At 56.9% G+C, this 24,291-nt stretch carries 24 protein-coding genes and 1 tRNA gene; 10 read left to right on the forward strand and 15 right to left on the reverse strand.

Annotated features, from left to right (window positions below):
* Positions 1-79: 79 nt before the first annotated feature.
* On the reverse strand, positions 80-1,531 hold the full coding sequence (locus ABO_RS02655) for an NAD-dependent succinate-semialdehyde dehydrogenase (protein WP_231868079.1): 1,452 nt from the start codon (positions 1,529-1,531) through the stop codon (positions 80-82).
* Between the two features lie 254 nt (positions 1,532-1,785).
* On the reverse strand, positions 1,786-2,604 hold the full coding sequence (suhB, locus tag ABO_RS02660; protein ID WP_011587798.1) for an inositol-1-monophosphatase: 819 nt from the start codon (positions 2,602-2,604) through the stop codon (positions 1,786-1,788).
* A 160-nt stretch (positions 2,605-2,764) separates the two neighbouring features.
* Between suhB and ABO_RS02665 the strand changes: the two genes are divergently transcribed.
* Both ABO_RS02665 and cysE read left to right on the forward strand, forming a co-directional pair.
* Positions 2,765-3,550, forward strand: a complete 786-nt coding sequence (locus ABO_RS02665; protein ID WP_011587799.1) for an RNA methyltransferase — start codon at positions 2,765-2,767, stop codon at positions 3,548-3,550.
* A gap of 67 nt (positions 3,551-3,617) precedes the next feature.
* Positions 3,618-4,385: a serine O-acetyltransferase gene (cysE, locus tag ABO_RS02670; protein WP_011587800.1), complete on the forward strand. Its 768-nt coding sequence runs from the start codon at positions 3,618-3,620 to the stop codon at positions 4,383-4,385.
* A gap of 143 nt (positions 4,386-4,528) precedes the next feature.
* On the opposite strand, the gene ychF is transcribed toward cysE, so the two are convergent.
* The 8 genes from ychF to ABO_RS02710 form a co-directional block, all read right to left on the reverse strand.
* Positions 4,529-5,620, reverse strand: coding sequence for a redox-regulated ATPase YchF (gene ychF / locus ABO_RS02675; RefSeq protein WP_011587801.1), 1,092 nt, complete (start codon positions 5,618-5,620; stop codon positions 4,529-4,531).
* 172 nt (positions 5,621-5,792) lie between these two features.
* Positions 5,793-6,380 carry an aminoacyl-tRNA hydrolase gene (pth, locus tag ABO_RS02680; RefSeq protein WP_011587802.1) on the reverse strand — a complete coding sequence of 196 codons (588 nt, stop codon included), beginning with the start codon at positions 6,378-6,380 and terminating at the stop codon, positions 5,793-5,795.
* A gap of 8 nt (positions 6,381-6,388) precedes the next feature.
* On the reverse strand, positions 6,389-7,033 hold the full coding sequence (locus ABO_RS02685; protein ID WP_011587803.1) for a 50S ribosomal protein L25/general stress protein Ctc: 645 nt from the start codon (positions 7,031-7,033) through the stop codon (positions 6,389-6,391).
* 206 nt (positions 7,034-7,239) lie between these two features.
* Positions 7,240-8,199, reverse strand: coding sequence for a ribose-phosphate pyrophosphokinase (locus ABO_RS02690; RefSeq protein WP_011587804.1), 960 nt, complete (start codon positions 8,197-8,199; stop codon positions 7,240-7,242).
* A gap of 76 nt (positions 8,200-8,275) precedes the next feature.
* Positions 8,276-8,351: transfer RNA gene (locus tag ABO_RS02695), tRNA-Gln, on the reverse strand.
* A 20-nt stretch (positions 8,352-8,371) separates the two neighbouring features.
* Complete coding sequence (gene ispE / locus ABO_RS02700) at positions 8,372-9,277, reverse strand: 4-(cytidine 5'-diphospho)-2-C-methyl-D-erythritol kinase (RefSeq protein ID WP_011587805.1); 906 nt, start codon at positions 9,275-9,277, stop codon at positions 8,372-8,374.
* Positions 9,274-9,861 (reverse strand): lipoprotein insertase outer membrane protein LolB, encoded by a 588-nt coding sequence (gene lolB / locus ABO_RS02705; protein ID WP_011587806.1) that lies wholly within the window; start codon positions 9,859-9,861, stop codon positions 9,274-9,276. Before lolB ends, ispE begins: the two co-directional genes overlap by 4 nt.
* Positions 9,858-11,558: a tetratricopeptide repeat protein gene (locus ABO_RS02710; RefSeq protein WP_035460566.1), complete on the reverse strand. Its 1,701-nt coding sequence runs from the start codon at positions 11,556-11,558 to the stop codon at positions 9,858-9,860. The genes lolB and ABO_RS02710 overlap by 4 nt, the downstream gene beginning before the upstream one ends.
* Positions 11,559-11,782: 224 nt before the next feature.
* On the opposite strand from ABO_RS02710, the gene hemA reads away from it, so the two are divergent.
* From hemA to ABO_RS02730, 4 genes are all read left to right on the forward strand, one after another.
* Positions 11,783-13,039, forward strand: a complete 1,257-nt coding sequence (gene hemA, locus ABO_RS02715; protein ID WP_011587808.1) for a glutamyl-tRNA reductase — start codon at positions 11,783-11,785, stop codon at positions 13,037-13,039.
* A gap of 81 nt (positions 13,040-13,120) precedes the next feature.
* Positions 13,121-14,206: a peptide chain release factor 1 gene (gene prfA / locus ABO_RS02720; protein ID WP_011587809.1), complete on the forward strand. Its 1,086-nt coding sequence runs from the start codon at positions 13,121-13,123 to the stop codon at positions 14,204-14,206.
* A gap of 2 nt (positions 14,207-14,208) precedes the next feature.
* Positions 14,209-15,051 carry a peptide chain release factor N(5)-glutamine methyltransferase gene (prmC, locus tag ABO_RS02725; protein WP_011587810.1) on the forward strand — a complete coding sequence of 281 codons (843 nt, stop codon included), beginning with the start codon at positions 14,209-14,211 and terminating at the stop codon, positions 15,049-15,051.
* Between the two features lie 99 nt (positions 15,052-15,150).
* A complete protein-coding gene (locus ABO_RS02730; protein WP_011587811.1) occupies positions 15,151-15,894 on the forward strand; it encodes a HesA/MoeB/ThiF family protein in 744 nt (247 codons plus the stop codon).
* Here ABO_RS02730 and ABO_RS14445 read toward each other — a convergent pair.
* The 5 genes from ABO_RS14445 to gatC all read right to left on the reverse strand — a co-directional run bounded on the left by ABO_RS14445 (position 15,891) and on the right by gatC (position 20,874).
* Positions 15,891-16,031 (reverse strand): hypothetical protein, encoded by a 141-nt coding sequence (locus tag ABO_RS14445; RefSeq protein WP_155849259.1) that lies wholly within the window; start codon positions 16,029-16,031, stop codon positions 15,891-15,893. The genes ABO_RS02730 and ABO_RS14445 overlap by 4 nt on opposite strands.
* 804 nt (positions 16,032-16,835) lie before the next feature.
* Positions 16,836-17,648, reverse strand: a complete 813-nt coding sequence (locus tag ABO_RS02735) for a crotonase/enoyl-CoA hydratase family protein (RefSeq protein ID WP_011587812.1) — start codon at positions 17,646-17,648, stop codon at positions 16,836-16,838.
* Entirely contained in the window at positions 17,645-19,084 is a 1,440-nt protein-coding gene (gatB, locus tag ABO_RS02740) for an Asp-tRNA(Asn)/Glu-tRNA(Gln) amidotransferase subunit GatB (protein ID WP_011587813.1), read from the reverse strand. Before gatB ends, ABO_RS02735 begins: the two co-directional genes overlap by 4 nt.
* A complete protein-coding gene (gene gatA / locus ABO_RS02745) occupies positions 19,081-20,556 on the reverse strand; it encodes an Asp-tRNA(Asn)/Glu-tRNA(Gln) amidotransferase subunit GatA (protein WP_011587814.1) in 1,476 nt (491 codons plus the stop codon). Before gatA ends, gatB begins: the two co-directional genes overlap by 4 nt.
* Positions 20,557-20,586: 30 nt before the next feature.
* The gene (gene gatC / locus ABO_RS02750) at positions 20,587-20,874 is read right to left on the reverse strand and encodes an Asp-tRNA(Asn)/Glu-tRNA(Gln) amidotransferase subunit GatC (RefSeq protein ID WP_011587815.1); all 288 of its coding nucleotides are present in this window, start codon (positions 20,872-20,874) and stop codon (positions 20,587-20,589) included.
* 326 nt (positions 20,875-21,200) lie between these two features.
* Here gatC and ABO_RS02755 point away from each other — a divergent pair, with 326 nt between their 5' ends.
* The 4 genes from ABO_RS02755 (at position 21,201) to ABO_RS02770 (ending at position 24,289) form a co-directional block, all read left to right on the forward strand.
* Complete coding sequence (locus tag ABO_RS02755; protein WP_011587816.1) at positions 21,201-22,238, forward strand: rod shape-determining protein; 1,038 nt, start codon at positions 21,201-21,203, stop codon at positions 22,236-22,238.
* 5 nt (positions 22,239-22,243) lie between these two features.
* Positions 22,244-23,098: a rod shape-determining protein MreC gene (gene mreC / locus ABO_RS02760; protein WP_011587817.1), complete on the forward strand. Its 855-nt coding sequence runs from the start codon at positions 22,244-22,246 to the stop codon at positions 23,096-23,098.
* Positions 23,088-23,579, forward strand: coding sequence for a rod shape-determining protein MreD (gene mreD, locus ABO_RS02765; RefSeq protein ID WP_011587818.1), 492 nt, complete (start codon positions 23,088-23,090; stop codon positions 23,577-23,579). The genes mreC and mreD overlap by 11 nt, the downstream gene beginning before the upstream one ends.
* 128 nt (positions 23,580-23,707) lie before the next feature.
* A complete protein-coding gene (locus tag ABO_RS02770; RefSeq protein ID WP_011587819.1) occupies positions 23,708-24,289 on the forward strand; it encodes a Maf family protein in 582 nt (193 codons plus the stop codon).
* Positions 24,290-24,291 lie beyond the last annotated feature (2 nt).

The following is a 24,291-nucleotide window of genomic DNA, read 5'->3' on the forward strand; positions in this document are numbered from 1 at the left end:
CGACCAATACGGTAAAGTGCGGGCCCATGCCTACCAGATTGATGCTTCATTTACCTCGCGTTGTCGCGCGTCGCTGTATTTAGCTTCCCATGCACAGATATTTTGTTTCCAGATACTCTTCCATGCCCTGGTGGGAGCCTTCGCGACCGAGTCCGGATTCCTTGACTCCGCCAAACGGCGCGGTGGCGTTGGAGATTAGGCCTTCGTTAACGCCGACCATACCGCTTTCCAGCGCTTCGGCGACGCGCCAGCAGCGGTGGATATTGTCACTGTAGAAGTACGCAGCCAGCCCATAGGGGGTGTCGTTGGCAATGTGCAGGGCTTCTTCTTCGGTTTTAAAAGGAATGATGGCTGCCAGCGGCCCGAACGTTTCATCTTGGCAGAGCTGGGCATCGGTGGAGACATTGGTAATCAGGGTGGGCTGTACGTAGTTGCCGCCGCGTTCATGGCGCTGTCCACCGGTGATCACCTTGGCGCCTTTACTCAGAGCATCTTCCAAGTGCTCCATCACCTTGTCGGAGGCGCCGCGGTTGATCAATGCGGCTTGAGAAACGCCTTCATCAAAGCCGTCGCCGACTTTCATGGCTTCGATGGCCACCTTAAATTTTTCCACAAAGGCATCGTGGATGCTTTCTTGGACCAGAAAGCGGTTCACGCAGACGCAGGTCTGGCCAGTGTTGCGGAACTTGCTGGCCATGGCGCCTTCAACCGCTTTATCCAGGTTGGCGTCATCAAATACGAGGAAGGGAGCGTTGCCGCCCAACTCCAGTGAGACTTTCTGGATGTGTTTGGCGCACTGAGCCATCAGCTGGCTGCCCACCTCGGTGGAGCCGGTAAAGCTGAGTTTGCGGACAATGGGAGAATCGGTGATGGCGGTGGAAATGGCACTGGCACTGCCGGTGATAACGTTGAAGACACCCGCGGGGATGCCCGCGCGGGCGGCAAGTTCAGCCAGTGCCAGAGCCGAATAAGGGGTGGCGCTGGCCGGTTTGACCACCATGGTGCAGCCCGCAGCTAGTGCGGCGCCGGCTTTGCGGGTAATCATGGAAGAAGGGAAATTCCAGGGGGTGATTGCAGCGGTGACCCCAATGGGTTGTTTGATGACTACAATCTGCTGCCCGGGTTTGGACGCTGGAATAGTATCGCCATAGGCTCGGCGGGCTTCTTCAGCAAACCATTTCAGGAAAGAGGCTGAGTAGGCTATTTCGCCTTTAGCTTCGGGCAGCGGTTTGCCTTGTTCCAAGGTCATCAGCCGACCCAGATCGTCCTGGTGCTCTATCATCAGGTCGTGCCAGGCCATGAGCAGATTGGCACGTTCAGCGGCGGTCTTATCGCGCCAGCCAGGAAAGGCTTGGTGGGCGGCGTCAATGGCGCGGCGAGTCTCCGTCTCGCCCATACGAGGCGAGGTGCCGATGTCTTCCCCACTTGCCGGGTTGTCGACCGCAAAGGTGGCGCCGTCATCCGCATCACACCATTGACCATTGATGTAGCATTGCTGGCGAAATAGGCCGTTATCAGTGAGAGAAACCATTGTCATGAAGCACCTCTTTGCTGAACTGTTGTGCTTACCACGCTAGCAAAGCATGCCGAGATGTCCATGCGGAAATGAAAAAATTGGTTTGGGATCTAAGGAAAAAAGCAGCAATAAGTGTTTAGCGCCAAGCTGCAACACCAGGAAAGTTGGCTATGGGGTGATGGGATGGAGCCGCGATTCGGAGGTTGGGGAGGAGGATAATGAAGCGCGACTCAAGCTGTGCTGGAGCCGCGTTGTAGCTTGGGCTTGTTTCAGCGTTTCAGCGTTTCCGTCAGGTGCGGTTTGATTTTTTGTAGCAGCCCCTTAAAGACCTTTGGACTGCCGGCGACGATGCCACCGCTTTCCAGGTATTTATGCCCACCGCTCAGGTCGCCCACCAAGCCGCCTGCTTCGGTAATTAACAGTACTCCGGCGGCCATGTCCCATTCGGCCAAGCCGAATTCAAAGAAACCATCCAATCGGCCGGCGGCCAGCCAGGCCAGATCCAGTGCCGCAGAACCGGGGCGGCGTAAGCCGGCGGTGGCCGCGGCCACATCGGCGAACATGCCTAAGTAGGCGTCCATATGCGGCGCCTGGTCTTTACGGAACGGGAAGCCGGTGCCAATCAGGCAACCTTCTAGCCCTGCTCGGTTGGTGCAGCGGATGCGGCGGCCGTTGAGGGCGGCGCCGCGGCCACGGCTGGCGGTGAATTCTTCGTCGCGGTTGGGATCGTAGATCACGGCATGCTCCATTTTGCCTTTGTATTTAAGGGCAATGGAGACGCAATATTGCGGGAAGCCATGAATGAAGTTGGTCGTGCCGTCCAGTGGGTCGATGATCCACTGGTAGTCTTTGCCGTCGCCACTGCCTTCGAGAGCACCGGATTCTTCAGCCAGAATGCTGTGGTCCGGGTAGGCCTTGCGGATCACATCGATGATGCGTGCTTCTGCAGCACGATCTACTTCGGTAACGAAGTCGTTCATGCCTTTTTGCGTAACTGATAAGGGATCACTGCTTTCGGCAGCTCTACGAATCAGAGTACCCGCCTGACGGGCGGCTCGCAGGGCGATATTCACTTGCGGCGCATGCATGGCATCTATCCTCAATATGACGTGTGGCGTAACGGTTTTTAAAGAGCGCGGGGCAGGGAGACTCAAGGTTCCCGTTCCGGGGCGCGGATTGTAGCAGAGCCCGCGCGATCAGGGCAGCCGCCGTGTTAAGATTAGCGCCTTTTTTAATGAGAGGCCTCCCATGTTGGAAAATGTGCGCATCGTGATGGTGGAAACCTCCCACCCCGGCAATATCGGCGCGGCTGCCCGGGCTATGAAAACCATGGGCCTGTCGGACTTGCGGTTGGTGCAGCCACAGTCCTATCCCAGCGTGGAGGCGACCGCCCGTGCCTCCGGTGCCGGGGACGTGCTGGAGGCGGCGCAAGTGTGCAACAGCGTGGATGAGGCGCTGGAAGGCGCCACTTTGGTGATCGGTACTAGCGCGCGCCAACGCCGTATTCCCTGGCCCTGCCTGACGCCGCGCCAGTTGGCTGCACAGCTCTCCCACGATTTGGCCAATGCGCCGCAGGATACCCGCATTGCGGTGTTGTTCGGTCGTGAGGACCGGGGGCTGACCAACGACGAGCTGCGCCGCTGCAATCTCCACGTGAGTGTGCCCGCTAATCCAGAGTATGGGGTCTTGAATGTGGCGTCGGCGGTTCAATTAATCAGTTACGAGTTGCGTCTTGCGTTGTTGGGGGATGATTTCGAGTTGCAGGAATCTCGCTCCCGCCGTGAAGTGATGCCACTGCCAGAAATGTTCTGGGATGAACCGCCGGCCACCAATGAAGCGGTCTCTGGTTTTCTCGATCATTTGGAGAAGGTGATGGCACAGAGTGGTTTTTTAAATCCGCAACAGCCAGGTCAAGTAATGACACGCATGCGTCGTTTGTTCATGCGCGCTCGCCCGGACAAAATGGAAATGAGCATTTTGCGCGGCGTATTGGTGGCGCTGGAGAAAAAAATGCAGCGTGATGAGGGCCGATAGGCCATAGCAAACGGCCACTGGTGTCATCCTAATGGGCCTTGGTCCTAGGTTTCAAAATGAGGTAGTTATGTTGAATCAAGTGCGCGAGGACATTCGTTCGGTCTTTCACCGGGACCCGGCGGCACGCAATACGCTGGAAGTGCTGCTGAATTACCCTGGCTTGCACGCGGTGCTTTTTCATCGCTTGGCGAATGGCTTGTGGACCCGAAACTTTAAGCAGCTAGCGCGCTTGCTCTCCACTTTTTCACGTTGGTTGACGGGCATTGAAATCCACCCTGGTGCCAAAATTGGCCGCCGTTTCTTTATCGACCACGGTATGGGGGTGGTCATTGGCGAAACCGCGGAAATCGGCGATGACGTGACGCTTTATCATGGCGTGACCCTGGGCGGGACCAGTTGGAGTAAAGGTAAACGCCACCCGACCCTAGAAGACGGAGTGGTTGTCGGTGCGGGGGCGAAAGTGTTGGGCCCGTTTACCGTGCACAAGAATGCCAAGATTGGCTCTAACTCCGTGGTCACCAAAGAAGTGCCGGAAGGAGCCACGGTGGTGGGTATTCCTGGTCGGGTAATTAATCATCCGTTGACCGAGAAAGAGAAAACTCGCCAGGAAATGGCCGAAAAAATTGGTTTTCAGGCGTATGGGGTCAGCAATGATATGCCAGACCCGGTGGCTGAAGCGATCCATCTTTTGCTGGATCACATGCATGCGGTGGATAACAAACTGGATCGGGTCTGCACCAACCTGAAGAAGCAGGGCATTCAGGGTTGCGATGAGAAACTGCCGGAGTTGAATAATGAAGATTTCGAGCCGGTGAACGCGGGCGGTACGGACTAGAATCCGTTCAACGTTCAACGTTCAACGTTCAAACCATTAAAAGTGTAAAGCTGAGGCGCGAATGAGTTTTGGCTTGAGTAGAACAAAAAAAGCCGCGTCCAAAATTTGGGCGCGGCTTTTTTGTGGCCAGGAGCCGTGTCGCTTTAAACGTTGAACCGGAAATGCACCACGTCGCCGTCTTTGACGATGTATTCCTTGCCTTCAAGGCGCCATTTACCGGCTTCCTTGGCGCCTTGTTCGCCATTGTTGGCGATATAGTCTTCGTAGCCGGTGACTTCGGCACGGATGAAGCCTTTCTCAAAATCCGTGTGGATCACGCCTGCGGCCTGGGGCGCGGTGGCACCAACGCGCACGGTCCAGGCGCGTACTTCCTTAACGCCGGCGGTGAAGTAGGTCTGCAGGCCGAGCAAATCAAAGCCGGCGCGAATGACTCGATTCAGGCCCGGCTCTTCCATGCCCAGGTCGGCGAGGAAGTCGGCTTTTTCTTCGTCGTCCAACTCAGCAATTTCCGATTCAATTTTGGCGCAGATGGGCACTACTGAGGAATTTTCTTTCTCGGCCAGGTCGCGCACGGCGTCCAGCAGGGCATTGTCTTCAAAGCCCCCTTCGTCCACGTTGGCGATGTACATGGTCGGCTTCAGCGTCAGTAGATTGAGGCTTTTAATCGCCTTGCGCTCATCGTCTGTGAGTTCCACGGAACGGGCCGGGTCGCCTTCATTAAGGGCGGGCAGTACCTTGTCCAGTACCGGCAGCAAACCTTTGGCGTCCTTGTCCTGACCTTTGGCCGCCTTGGTGGCGCGGAAGTGTGCTTTTTCCACCGTGTCTAGGTCGGCGAGGGCCAGCTCGGTATTGATCACGGCGATATCGTCCAGTGGGGATACCTTGCCCGATACGTGGATGACGTTTTCATCGTCGAAGCAGCGAACCACGTGGGCGATAGCGTCAGTTTCGCGGATGTTGGCGAGAAACTTGTTGCCCAGGCCCTCACCTTTAGAGGCGCCGGCTACCAGGCCTGCGATGTCGACGAATTCCATGGTGGCGGGCAGCACTCGCTCCGGATTGACGATGGCTTCCAGCTTGTCCAGGCGGGGGTCCGGTACTGGAACCACACCGGTATTGGGTTCAATGGTGCAGAACGGAAAGTTCTCGGCATCAATACCCGCTTTGGTGAGCGCGTTGAACAAGGTGGATTTGCCCACGTTGGGCAGACCGACGATACCGCATTTGAAACCCATGACAGACCTCCATTTTTCGAGGCCGCAATGCTACATGAGCGACACGCTACAAGCTACAAGCCTCAACGCGAGGGTCACTTTTCTTGGTTTAAAGCAACGAGTTGCGGGCAGGGTGTGGGCGCGGGGTTGTGGTATCAGGATTGCTCCACAACTTGAAGCGCAGCAGCGGCTTTTATGCCTTGAAGCCGTTGAGTCGGTTCATGGCGCTATTCAGGTCGCCGCGAAGCATATCGGCGGTGTTGTGGACAGCTTCATCGATGGCGCGATCGATCAGGTCTCGGTCGGCTTTGGAGGGTTTGCTCAGCACATGGGGCGTAACCCGGTCAGCAGAGCCGGGGTGGCCGATGCCTAGACGCAGGCGGTAAAAATCACGGCTGTTGCCATGCCGGCTAATAATATCACGCAGACCGTTGTGGCCGCCGTGGCCGCCGCCTTGCTTGAAGCGGGCGCAGCCGGGGGGCAGGTCGAGCTCGTCGTGAGCAACCAGTATCTGCGTAACGGGGATCTTGAAGAAATTCGCCAGAGCGGCGGTGGCCTGACCACTGCGGTTCATGAAGGTGGTCGGTACCAGGAGGCGGATTGTTTCGCCTTCAAAGGAAAAGGTGGCGGTGAGGCCGAAATATTTCTTGTCTTCGGTAAGGAAGACGCCCTGACGTCGGGCCAGGGCGTCCACATACCAGACGCCAGCATTGTGGCGGGTGTCTTCGTATTCGCGGCCCGGGTTGCCCAGGCCTACGATCAGTCGAACGGGATCCGCCACGGTAGGTCTTATTCCTCGCTTGCGGCTTCTTCGCCTTCTGCTGCGTCGTCATCATCGGAAGACGCACGCACTTTGGGTTGGTGAACCGCGGCCACCGGCTGGTCGTGGTCTTCGCCCAGTGCGAGCTGGGTCAGTTCCACGCCTTTCGGCAGTTTCAAATCGGACAAGTGAACAACGGAGTCTAGCTCAGCGTTAGCCATGTCCACCTCGATGAACTCAGGCAGGTGCTGGGGCAGACAGCTCACTTCTACTTCTGCGAAGTTGTGCTGGATCTCGCCGCCTTGCTTTTTCACGCCGATGGAGCTTTCTTCGTTGGTGAAGTGCAAGGGAACGCTCATGGTGATCTTGTGGGTCTTGTCGACGCGCAGCAGATCCACGTGCAGCGGGTGGCCTTTGGCCGGATGACGCTGCATGTCACGCAGTACGGCTTGAACATCAGCACCGTCTAGCTTGAGGGTGAGGATGTGGCTGTAGAACGCTTCGTTTTCCAGGGCTTTTTTCAGCTCGCGCAGTTCAACGCTGATCATCTGCGGCTCGGCTTCGCCACCGTAGAGGATGCCAGGAACACGTTCTTGCAGACGACGCAGGCGGCGGCTCGCACCTTTCCCTGTATCGCTGCGGCTTTCTGCATTCAGCAGGAATTCATTGGACATGGTATGTCTCCAGTATGCTCTCGGGCTTCCCGCGACCAGGTTGGCCAGAGAGGTTGATATAAAACCACGGAGGATTCCGCGGGGGCGCGATTATGCAGGAAAAGCACGCCAGACGCCAGATGCCTGTAGCAAGAGGACATAAAAAACAAAACCCGCTTGAGGGGCGGGTTTCTGGGGTCGGGATTAGCCTGTTGTTATCTGGCGTTTTATACGAGCTCTAACCGATCGAACATAGCGCTCAGGGATTCTTCGTTGTTCACTCGGCGTACGGTTTCGGCCAGCATCGGCGCGAGGCTGAGAACGCGGATATTTTTGCAAGCGCGGCCCGCATCGGATAATGGAATGGTGTCGGTGACCACTAGTTGATCCAATGAGCTGTTGGCAATGTTGTTGATGGCCGGGCCGGATAGAATCGGGTGGGTGATGTAGGCGTAGACCTTGGCCGCGCCGTGTTCTTTCAGGGCGTCGGCGGCTTTACACAGAGTGCCAGCGGTGTCGACCATGTCGTCCACTAGCACGCAGGTGCGGCCTTCTACTTCACCGATGATATGCATGACCTGAGAAACATTGGCCTTGGGGCGACGCTTATCGATGATGGCTAGGTCGGCATCATTGAGCTGCTTGGCTAAGGCGCGGGCCCGGACCACGCCGCCCACATCCGGGGAGACTACCATTAGGTCATCATGGCTCTGGCGTTCGATATCCGCCACGATCAGCGGGGTAGCGTAGACGTTGTCCACTGGAATATCGAAGAAGCCCTGGATTTGATCAGCGTGAAGGTCAACGGTGACGACGCGATCAATGCCCACCGCCGTGATCATGTCGGCGACGACTTTGGCGGTAATAGGCACCCGGGCGGAGCGCACGCGGCGATCCTGGCGGGCATAACCAAAGTAGGGGACAACCGCGGTGATGCGGCCTGCGGAGGAGCGACGCAGGGCGTCGGCCATGACCAGCAATTCCATGATGTTGTTGTTGGTCGGGTTGCAGGTGGATTGCACGATAAAAACGTCTTTGCCGCGCACGTTTTCCTGGATTTCCACGGCAACTTCGCCATCGCTGAAGGTGCCCACATCGGCGTTGCCGATAGGCAAGTTCAGGTGTTTGACCATGGCTTTGGCCAGTTCGGGATTTGCGTTACCGGTGAAAACGACGAGCTTGGACACTGGCGCCCCCTGGGGTCTTGCGTCGTGAATTTGGGAACCACTAAGGGGAAGGGTAAGAGGTTCCTCAGAAGAAAAATGGCTGGGGTACCAGGACTCGAACCTGGGAATAACGGGATCAAAACCCGCTGCCTTACCAACTTGGCTATACCCCAACACTCGGTCTCAGGCCCGCTTAAGCGGGTTTGCCTGAATTCTTTGTCTCTCGAAACTTCGCCAGTGCCTCTCCCAGAATCTGGTGGAGAGGGGAAGTGTTACAGCTTCGAGCGACGAAACCTGTCCAGTGTTGTGGCAACTGTTGCAGCAATTGCTGCCCCTGTTGCAATCCGGTCAGACGAGAAAAACAGCAAGCGCCTGTGCCGGTCATACGGGCATTACCCGTATGTTGCTTGAGCCAGTCCAGCGTTTTTCCGATTTCCGGAAAATGCTGGGTTGCTACCGCTTCACAGTCGTTGTGAAATTCGCGGGTTAGCACCGTCTCAAGCGAGGCCGGTAATTTACTGATGGGTGTATCCCTTGTCAATTGCTGGTCGCCGAAAATTCGAGCAGTTGACACATGAATTCCGGGATGAACGACCAAAAAAGCATCATTTGGCAAAATAATGGGGTTTATTTTCTCGCCGACCCCTTCAGCCCAGGCGCTTTTGCCAAACACAAAAACGGGCACGTCAGCCCCTAAGGTCAAGCCGATGTGAGCCAGCTCCTGCAGAGTGAGGCCCAGGGCCCAAAATGCATTCAGGCCCAGCAAGGCGGTAGCCGCGTCGGAGGAGCCGCCGCCCACGCCGCCGCCCATGGGCAGGCGCTTGGTCAGGGTGATGGCGGCACCTTTTGAGCTGCCGGTGTGGGCTTGCAGCGCCCGGGCAGCCTGTAAAATCAGGTTGCTGTCGTCCGTGGGCAGGTCGCTGGCGCCACCTTCCTGATGACATTGTAGTGACAGGGTGTCTGCCGGGGAGAAACGCAAGGTGTCGCCATGGTCGAGCAGGGCGAACACGGTTTGCAGCTGGTGATAGCCGTCGTCACGGCGACCGGTGATGTGCAGGAACAGATTGAGCTTGGCGGGAGCGGGTAACGTTAGTGTCACTGTGCGCCGCCGCCTGGCTGCCAGTCTTTAATCAGCAAAGTAAAGCGATTGCTATTCTGCTGGGCTTTGATTCTGTAGGGAAGGGTGATGCCGGCGGTGGGTTCGTAACGGTCGAAGGTAAGCGACCAGCCCAGCTGTTCAAGGGTGATCAGGCGTTGCTGATCGTCGTACCCGGCTTCAGAGGGTGCGCCGGGCCAAGGCAGGCCGCGAGCCCAGTACTGCAGTGCGGATACGGGCAGCCAGAAGCCGGTGAGATGCCAGGCCAACTCGCCGGGGCTGCGGGCTTGGTAGGTTTCCTTGGCGGTGATTAGTTCCGCGCGGCCGCTGTCCCAATGTAAATCGGCGCTACCAAAGCCCAGCGGGCCGGAGAAGTGGATGTTGCCCCGTTGTGGTTGCTGGCGCCAGTCAAAGGTGGCACTGCCACCATCGTTGACGGTGCGGTAACCCAGCTTGCCATTCATCTGCCACTGTTGGATCTGGCTGGGGTGCTCGAACTGGGTTGTGGTGGTCGGGCGTAATTGGCAGGCGCCTAGGACCAGGGTGGTCAGCGTAAGGCCAATAATGCGGGCAAGGCTCAGGGTCACAGGCGGGCTCCGAGTTTTTCCATGACTTCACGGATATGAGGGGCGTCAGGGGTGTGTTCCAAGGCGTCGCGCCAAACCTGGCGGGCCTGATTTTGCTCACCCAATATCCATAGGACTTCCCCGTAGTGGGCGGCCACTTCTGGGTCGGGGAATTTTTCGTAGGCCTGGCGCAGGTAGTTCCGGGCGGCATCCGGTTCGCCGCGTTTGTAAAGCACCCAGCCCATAGAGTCGAGAATGGCTGGATCTTCCGGGCGCAGCTCTAGTGCCTTGGACACGTACTGATACGCTTCGTCTAGCCGGTCAGTGCGGTTGCCCAGGGTATAACCCAGAGCATTGAGGGCGCTGGCATCCTCCGGATTCAGAATGATAATACGCTTCAGGTCCTTTTCCAGCTGGGCAATGTCACCTATTTTTTCGGCGGCCATGGCGCGGCTGTATAGTAGCTCGGTATTGTCGGGCTGGTCGCGCAAGGCATCATTGATCAGGGAGATGGCGCCTAATGGGTCGCCGTTATTGCTGCGCATTTCCGCTTCGGTAATGGTCAAGCTGTCTTGTAATTTTGGCTGTTGTTGAGCCAGGTTATGCATTAGGGCATGGCCTTGGCTGGTATTGCCTTGCTGGTAGAGAAGTTGGGCTGCCTGCACCCGAGCGCGGATAGCTTGGGGGCCGCCCACTTTCAGGTAATGCTCGACGGCGTTATCTAGGTCCATTTCCTGCTCGGCGGCTTGGGCCAGGTACAATTGGATATCGTCGGGCCGGTAGTTGTAGGTGAGCAGAGCCTTGAGGTGGGTCTGGGCTGCGTTGCTGGCGCCTGCTTCCAGCGCCAATAGGGCCAGAGAAAATCGCAGATCCAAGTCTTGAGGGTTTTGCTCAGCCATAATCGCCAGCTGCTTTTCTGCGTCTTCCAGCTCGCCGGATGTTAGTAGCATACGCACATAAGCGATGCGCGGGCGTTGTGCCTGAGGGTACTTGCGCACCAGTTTTTTTAGGTGGCGCAGGGCTTTTTTCTGGTCTCCTGTTTCGTAAAGGAGCTGAGCCTTGAGCAACAAGGCATCTTCATGGCGCGGCATCAGCTTGAGAGTACGCTCGGTGGCCTCCAGGGCGGGTTGAGGTTGCTCTTCGTGTTCCAGCCACAGAGCCCGGGCATACCACAGTGGGGCCTGATCCGGGTAGCGATGGGTTAGCTGGGCCAGCGCTTCCACTAGCTGTAAGTTTCCTTGCGCACCCAGCCCGCGGGCTTGGTTGACCAATCGGCCCAGGGCGTCTTCGCCGTGGGCGCTGAGTAGCTGATCCAGATAACGGGTGGTCGTTGCGGTATTGCCAAGCCGAATTTCGGACAGGATGGCCACTTGCAGGGCGTCTTCGTTGTGTGGCGACGTTTCCAGCCAGAGTTCGCTCATGGCTAGTGCCTGTAGCGGGTCTTCCAGGTAATGGGCCAGCTGGGCTGCCTGACTTATTACGTTCGGATCACGTGTACTCTGGGCGGCTCGACTGTAATAGCCCAGGGTGACGCCCAGCGATTGACGTTGGGCGGCGACTTCTGCCACTAGCAGGTCAGACAGCGTTTCGCTGTCGTAAGTGGGGGCGCTGGCCATCGACGTGGAAGGCCCCGTTTCGGTGGCCGGGGTGGTGGTCTGGCTAGCGCAGCCATGGATCAGAAGGGCGCAGCACAGAGGCAGAATTGAGAAGCGGGTCATTAAGGTCGGTATGCCTATTTTCTGTTTCGGCTATCATGGCACAGCGATTGGCTATTGCCCAAACCTCCACGTTGTTGGTTTGAGCGATGCGCCTTCGCTATCGGCCCTGACATTGTTTTGAAGGGCGCTTTCGCGCAAAATGCCACACCCTTGCGCCCCGGCTTTCCGGGGCTCCGGGCTGGCCGGGTACGATCGCCCGCTGTCATTGTCGGGCACAGGAAACTATGAATCTAGTCGCTGTCGGCGTAAATCACACCACCGCGGATGTGGAACTACGCGAACGTCTGGCGTTTTCAACGCAGCAGGCGGAGGTGGCGTTGGCCAGCTTGCGTGAGATGCCCGGGGTGCGGGAAGCTGCATTGCTGTCTACCTGTAACCGCACCGAACTGTATTGCCTCACTGACGACGTCACTCCAAATTTTGCTCAATGGCTGGCCTCTAGCCGCAATCTGTCCGTCGAACGACTCTCCACGGTGCTGTATCAGCATACCGGTGAGCAGGCGCTGGAGCATATGATGCGGGTAGCTGGCGGTCTGGATTCGCTGGTACTGGGCGAGCCACAAATTCTTGGTCAGATGCGTGAAGCCTATGCTCGAGCCCATGAGGCTGGCTTGCTCAACGGCGAGTTGTCGCGTTTGTTTCAGGAAGTCTTTTCGGTAGCCAAGCGGATCCGTACGGAAACCGGTATCGGTGCTAACCCGGTGTCTGTGGCCTATGCGGCAGTTTCGTTTGCGCGTCACATTTTTGCTGACCTGAAAAAAAGCCGGGCGCTGCTGATTGGTGCCGGTGAAATGATTGAGCTGGTGGCGCGACATTTGAGTGAGCAGCAGGTGCAGGAAATTACCATTGCCAATCGCACTCAGGAGCGAGCCTCGGAGTTGGCCGCCGCCGTGGGGGGGCGTGGTATCAGCCTAGAAGAATTGCCGGTGGCGCTGGAGCGTGCGGATATCCTGATCTCATGCACCGCTGCGCCGTTGCCGATTATGGGCAAGGGTATGGTGGAGCGGGCGCTGAAAAAACGCCGTCACCGACCCATGTTTATGGTGGATATTGCCGTGCCACGGGATATCGAACCGGAAGTGGGCGAACTGGGTGATGTCTACCTGTATACGGTGGACCATCTGCAAGAAGCGATTCAGGAAAATGTCCGTTCTCGTCAGCAGGCGGCCCAGGAGGCCTCAGAGCTGATTCGAGATGCCATTGTGCGCCACCGTCGTCAGCGCCGTGAACAGGATGCCGTTAAGGTGCTGCGTGATTATCGTGAGCAGCGCAAGGCTATGGCGGAAAGCGAACTGGAAAAAGCGTTGCAGCAGTTGCGCAATGGTGGCGATGCGGAGCAGGTGCTGCGCAGGTTTCAGCATTCGCTGGTGAACAAGTGGCTGCATTCCCCCAGCGTGACCTTGCGCAAAATGGCCGCGGATGGCCGCGCCGAAGCCCTGTTGCTGGCTCGTGAGTTGCTGCTCGACGACGACCAGTCGTAGCGCAAAGAACTCTCTCGATGTATCGAATTTTTGCGTGCGCCCGCCGGGCGGCGTATTTGCGTGAAGCGTGGAAGCGAATTTATGAAAGCGTCATTGCAAGGCAAGCTCGATAAGCTTGCAGACCGGTTTGAAGAGTTGGCGGGGCTATTGTCCGATCCGGATGTGATTAGCAACCAGAACCAATTCCGTGACCTGTCCCGGGAATACGCTGAAATTGATCCAGTGGTGAAGTGTTATCGCCAATACCAGCAGGCCGTGGAGGATCATGGTGCGGCTAAAGCGATGCAGGACGACAGCGACGCGGATATGCGTGAGATGGGCGCGGAAGAAGCCCGTGATGCTCAGGAGCGCATGGAGGCGTTAGCGGCAGAGCTGCAAAAGCTGATGCTACCGAAGGATCCCCGCGATGGAGCCAATGTGTTTCTTGAAGTTCGCGCCGGCACGGGGGGGGACGAAGCGGCCATTTTTGCCGGAGACCTATTCCGCATGTATTCCAAGTATGCGGATCAACGGGGTTGGAAAGTGGAGATGGTGAGCGCCAGTGAGGGCGAGCATGGCGGCTATAAGGAAGTGATTGCACGGGTGATTGGCGATGGCGTCTATTCGCGGATGAAATTTGAATCCGGAGCCCACCGGGTGCAACGGGTGCCGGCCACAGAATCCCAGGGGCGTATTCATACCTCTGCCTGCACAGTGGCGATTATGGCTGAAGCGGAAGACCTGGGGGATATCAAGATTCGCACTGAAGACCTGCGTATTGATACCTATCGTTCCTCCGGTGCTGGCGGTCAGCACGTTAACACCACGGATTCGGCTGTGCGCATTACTCACTTACCCACCGGGGTGGTGGTGGAGTGCCAGGATGAGCGTAGCCAGCACAAGAACAAGGCTCGGGCTATGAGCCTACTGAGCGCTAAGCTGTATGACGCGCAGCAGAATGCGGCCCATGCCGAGCAGGCTGCGGAGCGTAAATCCCTCGTCGGGTCCGGCGATCGTTCAGAGCGTATCCGTACCTATAACTATCCTCAGGGACGAGTCACTGATCATCGTATTAATCTTACCCTTTACCGGTTAAATGAAATCGTTGAAGGAGATTTGGATGAGATTTTGGGTGCGTTGCTGGCAGAGTATCAGGCGGATCAGCTAGCGGCCTTAGGCGAGCATTAACCGTGCGCATTGATGACGCCCTGCGCCAGGCTCGCCATCGGTTGGCGTCATCCCCTTGCGCAGCGCTGGATGCCCAAGTGTTGCTTTGCCATGTGCTGGAGCAATCTCGTACATGGCTGTTTACTTGGCCGGAGCGGGAACTGACCAGGGCTCAGCAGGCGGAGTTTGAAGCCCTGCTGGCTCGCCGTGAGCAGGGTGAGCCCGTGGCCCACCTGATTGGAGAGCGGGAGTTTTTTGGCCGCCGGTTTAGTGTAACCGCCGATACTCTGATTCCACGCCCCGATACTGAAACCTTGGTGGAACAGGTGCTTGCGCTGGCATTGCCTGCTAACGCACGGGTCGTGGACTTGGGAACCGGTACCGGTGCTATCGGTATTACCCTCGCTTTGGAGCAGCCGGCTTGGCAGGTGACGCTGGTGGACAATAGCGCGGCGGCGCTGCAAGTGGCAGCGGCAAATGCCCGCCAGTTGGGGGCTACAGTGCGTTGCCTGCAAGGCAGCTGGCTGACCCCCTGTGATGGTTTTTTTGACCTTGTCGTTAGCAACCCTCCTTACATTGAAGATGGCGACGTCCATTTGGCACAAGGCGATGTGCGTTTCGAGCCTCGCTCGGCCCTAGTGGCCGGCGATCAGGGGTTGGCGGATCTGATCACCATTGCGCAGCAAGCAGCAGGTAAGCTGGTTGCTGGCGGTTGGTTGTTGCTGGAGCATGGCTTTGAGCAGGGTGACGCGGTACGGGCGTTGTTGGCCGACATTGGCTTTGAAGACGTGCGTACAGAGCAGGATCTGGGCGGAAATGATCGGGTAACCTTAGGCAAGCAATGTGCTGCTGGATCCAAGAGTTGAACATTTGCACAGCAAAGCCAGGAACGGATCTGTTGGGTGCACGAAGTGCAGCAAGCTGTACCATAGAATCCCACGCCTTTGAGTGCCAGGGAGACGATTATGCTCAACGATGACCAGCTGCTTCGCTACAGTCGCCAGTTGATGGTGGAAGAATTCGATTTGCCTGGGCAAGAAGCTTTGAGCAAGGCGCGGATATTGGTGGTGGGTTGTGGTGGCCTAGCCAATCCTGCTGCGCTGTATTTGGCGGGTGCTGGGGTGGGGCAGCTGGTGCTAGCGGATGACGACCGGGTGGAGTTGAGCAACCTGCATCGACAGGTGGCGTTTCGGGGTGACCAGCTGAATCAGGCCAAGGCGGAAGCCTTGCGCGATCAGTTGCAACTGTTGAATGCGGATGTGGATATTCGTTCCGCTGTGGTGCGGGTGGATGATGCGTGGCTGAATGAGGCTGTTGCTGACGCCACCCTAGTACTGGACTGCACTGACAATTTTTCCACTCGCCAGGCCATCAATCGTGCCTGTGTGGCGCACCGTACACCGCTGGTCAGTGGCGCCGCTATTCGCATGGATGGTCAGTTGGCGGTGTTCGATTTACGCACGGAAGACAGCCCCTGTTATGCCTGCGTGTACGGCGAGGGTTCAGAGGGGGATCTGGCCTGTAGCGAGGCGGGGATTCTCGGGCCTGTAGTGGGTATGGTGGGCACCTTGCAGGCATTGGCGGCCATACGAACCCTCACCGGTACCTCTGTGGCATCGGTTCTGCATTTGTTTGACGGTCGGACATTGAGTTGGCGCCAAGTGGCGATTCCCCGTGACCCCGAATGCCCGGTTTGCGCGATGAATTAGTTGTCGGGCTGATTGTCCGTGGCCGTGGGTATATCTTCCATGCCTTCGGCCATGATCGGCGGTTCTTCCGCCATTAAGCCAATCAGAACCAGAATGATGACAACAATCAAAAAAGCCCATCCGATGAGATGTTTCATTGTGAGCGCCCCTCCTTGGGTGGTTGTTTACGTTGTGCTTTGTTGCCTAGGCGTCGGCGCTATCGAATCAGGCCGACAGATATCCGTTACCTGACTACACCATGATGTTCCCTGCCAGGCTATGCCGCTACCAAGCTGATGGATCATGCTTGGGCTGGTTCGAATCAGATTAATGGACACGCGCTTGGGCTTGTTGACTATCGAGCAGCGGGCTGCCGCACTGCGCGGGGCCAATAGCGCCAGTAACCTCTCCCTTCGCCGGCATGACCAACCGCCGGGTTATCCACCAGAGCCTCTACATTAGCCTCGAATAGGCTGAATACATAATTGGCGGGTTTTCTTTTTCAAATAATAGCATCGCCGAACTCAAAATAGGCGATGCTCAATGTGGTGTGATGCTTGTCAGAAATATAGGGGGCAAGAGTCATGTCAGCATGCTCTGCTGGTTGGTGGTGATGTGTGCTCAGAGCCGAGCGATCTGTTCGTCGGCAACAAGGGCGCGTTTGCGCGTCAGGGTGGGCCATGCTCCCTTGGTTTCTATATCGATAGTGTGGTGTGGGCGGCACACGTCGTACTTTAAGGCGTCGTCTGTGCGGGCCTAGAGGCAGATTTCTCGGCTGTAACAGCCGCAGCCCCATCAGTGTGTTGATGGGGTGCTTATGCCGGCGGGGCTGAGCGCAAAAGCGGCTACACAAAACATGTGTTGCCTCAACCAACAATGCTCGGTTTTTCTATTGAGTCTGCCGCACAATATCAGTCTAAAACAGGCTCGCGGGTAAGGCGTTTTGATGCGAGCAAATTCGCTCAGTAATCGCGTTCGCGGGGGCCGAATTGGGGCGTTTCTTTTTTCATGTTAGCTTGCATAGCGCGGCGCTGGTTTTTGCTACGCAGCAGTTTGAACTGCAGTTTGCTTTCCACGTCGAACGCCTGGGCCTCCGGTACATTCCAACTTTGTTGAAACAGGGCCTTGCTGGCACTGATGGCATCTGGGGAGCGCCCTATGATGGCTTGAGCCAGCTTCTCGGCCTCTTCTAGTGGATCCGCCGCCACGCGGGTGACTAGGTTCATGGTTTTGGCTTCGTCGCCACTAAACAGCCGCCCGGTCATGGTCAGTTCTTTGGCCACATCCATGGGGACTAACTCGCGAAGGGTTACCGTACCTGTCATGTCGGGGATCATGCCCCATTTGATTTCCATGATGGACATTTCACAATCCGCCGTAGTGATACGGAAATCTGCAGCCAGGGCGATCTGCATGCCACCGCCGTAGCAGTAGCCGTGGAGTACCGCAATCACCGGAATTGGCAGTTCGCGCCAGCACCAGCAGACGTCCTGAAACAGATTGGTTTTTTTGATGCCGTATTTGGTAAAGCTGCGAAGTAGCTTGACCGGTTGTTTCATGACGGTGCCGAAATCCAGCCCCGCACAGAACGCTTTGCCTTCGCCCTGAAGAATAACGGCGCGCAATTGACGATCTTTACGAATCAGTCGAGCGGTTTCTACCAGCCCTTCCATCATCGGAAAATCCAAGCCGTTATACTTGTCGGCTCGGCTCAGGGTGACGTAGGCAATGCCGTCTTTCTTTTCCAGTTTTACCCGGTCGCGGATCAGGCTCATTGCAGTTTCTCCTGCAACAGTTTGTTCAATTGCTGCGGGTTCGCTTTGCCTTGGGTGGCTTTCATGGCCTGGCCCACAAAGAAACCGATTTTTTTCTTTTTCTTGGCATCATCAGAGTTGCGGTAGTCGTCTGCCTGAGCGGCATTGTTGGCGATGATGTCATCGACAATTTTTTCCAGCTCGCCGGTGTCGCTCATCTGTTTCAGGCCTTTGGCTTCGATAATCTCGTCCGGATTACCTTCACCGGCCCAGCAGGCCTCAAATACCTGCTTGGCAATTTTCGAACTGATGGTGCCGTCTTTCAGACGTGCTATCAGCTGGCCAAGCTGCTCGGCACTGACTGGGCTGTCGGTTATGCTTTTTTCTTCGGCGTTCAGCTTGGCGGCCAGCTCACCCATCACCCAGTTTGCCGCCAGCTTGGCGTCGCCGCCGGATTTTGCGGCCGCTTCAAAGAAAGCGGCAGTAGCGATGGAGCCGGATAGCAGGTCTGCATCGTATTCAGAAAGCTGATAATCGTTTGTGAAACGGGCTTTGCGTGAATCAGGCAGCTCTGGCATGGCCGCTTTCAATTCTTCGATGTCGGCATCGGTAATGGCCACTGGCAACAGATCTGGGCAGGGGAAGTAGCGATAGTCATTGGCGTCTTCCTTGCTGCGCATGGAGCGAGCGGTATGCGTGTCGCCGTTGTATAGGCGGGTTTCTTGAACGATTTCTCCGCCGTCTTCCAAAACGTCAATTTGCCGTTCCACTTCAAGGGCGATGGCCTTTTCCATGAAGCGGAAAGAATTGAGGTTTTTGGTTTCAGTGCGTGTGCCCAGGGGTTCGCCAGGTTTGCGAACAGAAATATTTACATCAAAACGCATGTTGCCTTGGGACATGTCGCCATCGCAAATACCAATGGAGGTGACGATAGCGTGCAGCTTGCGAGCAAAGGCCACGGCCTCTTCTGCGTTGGCCATGTCCGGCTCGCTGACGATTTCAATCAGCGGGGTGCCGGCGCGGTTTAGATCGATGCCCGTCATGCCATGGAAGTCTTCGTGTAAAGACTTGCCTGCATCTTCTTCTAGATGCGCATGGTGGATGCGAATGCTTTTTTTCTCACCGTTATCAAGCTGAATTTCAACGGTGCCGGCACCCACAATAGGCTCGGCCAACTGCGTGGTTTGGTAGCCTTTGGGTAGGTCTGGATAAAAATAATTTTTCCGCTCAAAAACGCTGTGACGGCAGATGTCCGCATCAATGGCCAAGCCGAATAAAGCAGCCTTGCGTACCGCTTCCCTGTTCACCACTGGCAGAGTGCCGGGCAGGCCCAGGTCGACCAATGAGGCTTGAGTGTTCGGTTCTGCGCCGGTGGATAATTTGCTCCCGGAAAACAGTTTGCTGGCGGTGTTGAGCTGGACGTGGACTTCCAGGCCGATGACGATTTCCCAACTCATTGTGCACCTCCAAACGCTGGCGCTTGTTTGTGCCAGTCTGTGGCCTGCTGGTATTTGTGGGCCACGTTAAGAATTTGCCCTTCACGGAAATAGTTGCCGATGATCTGGGTGCCGGTGGGCAGGCCGTTGATGAATCCCGTGGGCATGGACAGCGCAGGAAGGCCGGCTAAGTTAACGCCGATGGTGAACACGTCGGCCATGTACATGCTGACCGGATCATCTTTCTTCGCTCCGAGCTTGAAGGCGGTTTCAGGCGCTGTGGGTCCCATCAGCACATCTACTTTTTCAAAGGCGCGGGCAAAGTCGTCACGGATTAAACTGCGCACTTGTTGGGCGCGGCGATAGTATGCGTCGTAGTAACCAGCGGACAGCGCGTAGGCGCCGACTAAGATGCGCCGTTTTACTTCATCACCAAACCCTTCTGAGCGAGAGCGCTTGTACAGGTCTTCCAGATCCTGTGGGTCATCACATCGATGGCCGAAACGTACACCGTCAAAACGACTAAGGTTGGCACTGGCTTCTGCCGGGGCAATCACATAGTAGGCTGGTACGGATAGCTTGATGCTGGGTAAGGAGACGGATACTACTTTTGCGCCGAGTTTTTCCAGTTCGCGGATCGCGTCACGGCTGTTGTCGGCGATAGCGCCATCCAGGGTGTCTGGGAAAAACTCTTCCGGGATGCCAATGGTCAGGCCGCGGATGTCGTCTTTAAGGGCGCCAAGATAATCGCCCACCTTTTCGTTGAGGCTGGTGGAATCGCGGTGATCGTGGCCGGCCATGGCTTGCAGCATCAACGCACAGTCTTCAGCGCTTTGGGCCATGGGGCCGGCTTGGTCCAGGCTGGAAGCAAAGGCAATCATGCCCCAGCGTGAGACTCGCCCGTAGGTGGGTTTGAGGCCGGTGATGTTATTCAGCGCCGCAGGTTGGCGAATGGAGCCGCCGGTGTCGGTGCCGGTAGCAGCAGGCGCTAGGCGGGCGCCCAGGCAAGCGGCTGCGCCGCCGGAGGAGCCGCCAGGCACCCGCTCTAGATCCCATGGGTTTTTCACTGGGCCGTAGTAACTGGTTTCATTGGAGGAGCCCATGGCGAACTCGTCCATGTTGGTCTTGCCCAGCATGACGGCGCCTTCAGCCGCCATTTTTTCCACCACGGTGGCGGTGTAGGGGGCAATAAAGTTGTCCAGCATTTTTGAGCCACAGCTGGTGCGCACGCCCTCGGTGCAGAAAATATCCTTGTGGGCGATGGGCAGGCCGGTGAGCAGGCCGCTCACTGAGGAGGATGCACGGTTAGTGGCAAGGGTTGCATCGGCGGCATCCGCTTGGGCCAGTGCTTGTTCCTCGGTCACGGTGACAAAGCTGTTGAGTTCGCCGTCATACTGTTTGATGCGGGCCAAGAAGTGTTCGGTCAACTCGCGGGAGGAAAAATCTCCGGCAGCTAGGCCAGCCTTGAGTTCGGTCAGGGTTTTGGTATGCATGTTTTTTCTTTCGCCTTTAAACGGTCATGTTTATTCAATGACCCGGGGAACCAAGAAGCAGCCGTTTTCAACTGCCGGGGCAATGGCCAGTGCCTTGTCACGGATGTTGGGTTCCGTCACTACGTCGTCGCGCAAAGGTTGAGTAACGTCCAGCGGGTGGGCCATGGGGGCCACGCCGTCCACGTCGGCCTGCTGCAGCTGGTCTACCATCGCGAGGATGTCATTCAGACGGTCGGACAGGGCGTTGCTGTCCTGGGGGTCCACTTTTAGACGTGCCAGATGGGCCACCTGGGCAACCACCTTGGAATTAATGGCCATGGTTCTCTCCGTAAGCATCCCCCGCCGAAGGCTGGTGGAGGGTAAGAGCCTGTTTATATAGAGCAGCTACACAGCGCGTTCGCAAGCACGATCTAACGAAAAAAGGAACGCCGGCGCGGTTGCGTATAGATTACAAACAGGCACTAAGGGCTGAAAGGCGCAAAAAGTACCATAGACCGCCTATCCGGGGCCACTGTACCCACAGTATGTCAGCTTGCCCAATGACCTTGCCGTTGCTAGAGTTGCGCCATCTTATGAGATGCTCGGCTTTTTCCCGCTAGGCATCGTTTTTTCGCGAAAAGTTCAGGAAACTGGCCAGGATGTCCATGATTAAGCGTATTCGGGGGATGTTCTCCACCGATTTGTCCATCGATTTGGGGACCGCAAACACCCTTATTTACGTGCGTGGCCGCGGCATCGTATTGGATGAACCCTCCGTGGTTGCCATCCGTCACCATGGTGCACAGAAAAGTGTGGCGGCCGTTGGCGCTGATGCTAAGCGTATGTTGGGGCGTACCCCAGGCAATATTACGGCTATTCGGCCCATGAAAGACGGCGTTATCGCCGATTTCGACGTGACCGAAAAAATGCTGCAGTACTTTATTAAGAAAGTGCATGACACCGGGTTTTTTCCGCCGGCGCCCCGCGTGCTGGTGTGTGTACCGTGCAAATCTACCCAGGTAGAGCGTCGTGCCATTCAAGATTCCGCTTATGGTGCTGGCGCCCGTGATGTGTATTTGATCGAAGAACCTATGGCGGCGGCCATTGGTGCTGGCCTGCCCGTAGAAGAAGCCCGTGGCTCCATGGTGGTAGATATCGGTGGTGGCACCACGGAAATCGCGCTGATCTCTCTTAACGGGGTGGTCTACTCTGAGTCCGTGCGTATCGGCGGTGATCGCTTTGATGAGGCGATTGTGGCGTTTGTGCGCAAGGAATATGGCTCTCTGATTGGTGAGTCCACCGCTGAACGTATCAAACACGAAATAGGGACTGCTTACCCAGGCGCCGAGATCCGTGAAATTGATGTGCGTGGCCGTAATCTGGCGGAAGGTGTGCCGCGCAGCTTTACGCTGAATTCCGAAGAAATTCTGGAGGCTCTGAAAGAGCCCCTAGCGTCCATCGTCAATGCGGTGAAGAATGCACTGGAAGCCTCTCCGCCTGAGCTGGCCTCGGATATTGCCGAGCGTGGTTTGGTGATTACCGGTGGCGGAGCTTTGTTGCGCGATATCGATCGTCTGCTCTCGGAAGAAACAGGCTTGCCGGTGATTGTTGCCGATGACCCGTTGACCTGTGTAGCCCGTGGCGGCGGCAAGGCACTGGAGCTGATGGACAGCCAAGGCTTTGACATGCTGGCCATGGGTTAATTCCCATGGTGGCCCCGGCCAAATCCTCCTACCGCGTCATTATCGCGCTGGTCCTTGCTGTCGTCATGATGGTGTTGGATCAGCGAACCCCCTGGGCCGCCCCGGTGCGACATGTGCTGGGCTACCTGACTGCGCCCATTCATTATCTGGCCCACCTGCCGGTAGACAGTGGTGAATGGCTCTCCGAACAGACCCAAAGCCGTGGCACGCTGCTCGACGAGAATCGTCGCTTGCAGCGTCAGGCTTTGATTCTGGAGCAGAAGGTGCAGCGTTTGGCGGTGCTGGAAGCGGAAAACGTGCGGTTGCGTGAGTTGCTTAATTCTTCGGCCGACTTGGATGCCAATGTACTGGTGGCAGAAATCATCGGTGTGGATCCCGACCCGAACCGCCAGGAAATCGTGATCAACAAGGGTACGGGAGACAATGTTTTCCGAGGCCAGGCGGTGCTCGATTCCCAAGGACTGATTGGTCAGGTAGTGGATGCCGGTCCGCTCAGTTCACGGGTGCTGTTGATTACCGATGCCAGCCACGCGATGAGTGTGCAGGTAAATCGTAATGGCGTGCGCGCGGTATTAGCCGGGGTGGGGCAGTCCAGTGGACTGAAGCTTTTATATGTACCTGACACGGCGGGCATTCAACAGGGGGATTTGTTGGTGAGTACCGGTTTAGGGCAGCTGTATCCTCGAGGTTACCCGGTGGCGAGCGTAACTTCGGTGAACCATCAGGCGGGCACACCGTTTGCTCACATTACTGCGCGGCCCACAGCCCAACTTGATCGTGCCAGCCATGTGCTGCTGGTTCAGCCCACGCAAGCGCCTCAGGCTAGGCCGACTCCAGCGGAGGCTGACAATGGTCAGTGATCGTCCTGCCGGTACCGGCGTTATCATCGTTACCTTACTGTTGGCGGCTCTGCTGGAGGTAATCCCTCTACCTGCGAGCATTGACTGGATTCGCCCGGAATGGATGCTACTGGTGCTGGTGTATTGGGTACTTGTCCTGCCGCATCGTATTGGCGTGTTGTGGGGCTTTTTTGTGGGGCTTTATCACGATGTGCTGGTGGGGACTACGCTGGGACAATGGGGCCTGGCGACAGCGCTAGGCGCTTTTGTGATGCTCGCTGCGTACAAGCGCATGCGAGTGTTCAACGGGCTACAGCAGTGCGCTGTGATTTTCTTGTTGGTGGGTACGGTGAGCTTGCTGGCTTTCCTGGTGCAGGAATCCGTGGGCCGTACCTTGTATCCGCCTTACACCATTCTCTATTCTTCTGTGTCCAGCGCTTTAGTGTGGCGTCCGGTATGTGCGGTGTTACGCTGGATTCAGTTGCGCTTTCTAGTACGCTAAAGAGCAATTGACAGTTGATAATGGATAATTGATAACGAAACTGTCGTCATGCAGTGGGCGCAATGACGAGTAGTTAGAATTCTTCGCTATCCATTTTCCCTTATCAATTATTCATTTTTTCTGGCCCTATGATTCTTTACCTTGCCTCCGGTTCTCCTCGCCGTGCTGAATTGCTTCAGCAGATTGCGGTTCCCTTTACGGTGCTACCGGCGCCGTCCATTGATGAAACGCCTCGGTCGGCCGAGGCGGCAGTGGACTATGTGCGACGTATGGCCCGCGAAAAGGCATTGGTGGGCCAGGCTCGTATGCCTACGCCTGGTGCTGTGTTGGGGGCTGATACGGCGGTGGTACTGGGAGACCAAATTCTGGGTAAGCCTGCCGATGATACAGAGGCGCTGGCCATGTTGACGCAGCTGAGTGGGACGTCTCATCAGGTTATCTCAGCGGTGTGTGTGTGCAGTGAAGGTCGGCAGGCTGTGCGTCACACGGTAACAACCGTACAATTTCGACCGTTTGAAGCCGCCCGGCTAGAGGTCTATGTGGCCACGGGTGAAGGGCGCGACAAAGCGGGCAGTTACGGCATTCAAGGGTTGGGTGGCGCACTGGTGGAGTCGTTGTCTGGCAGTTACAGTGGGGTGGTTGGCCTGCCGCTGGAGCAAACGGTGGAACTGCTTGAATGGGCCGACATTCCTTACTGGCAAATCGACTAACT

Origin of the sequence: Alcanivorax borkumensis SK2, assembly GCF_000009365.1 — a bacterium.
Classification (GTDB): domain Bacteria; phylum Pseudomonadota; class Gammaproteobacteria; order Pseudomonadales; family Alcanivoracaceae; genus Alcanivorax; species Alcanivorax borkumensis.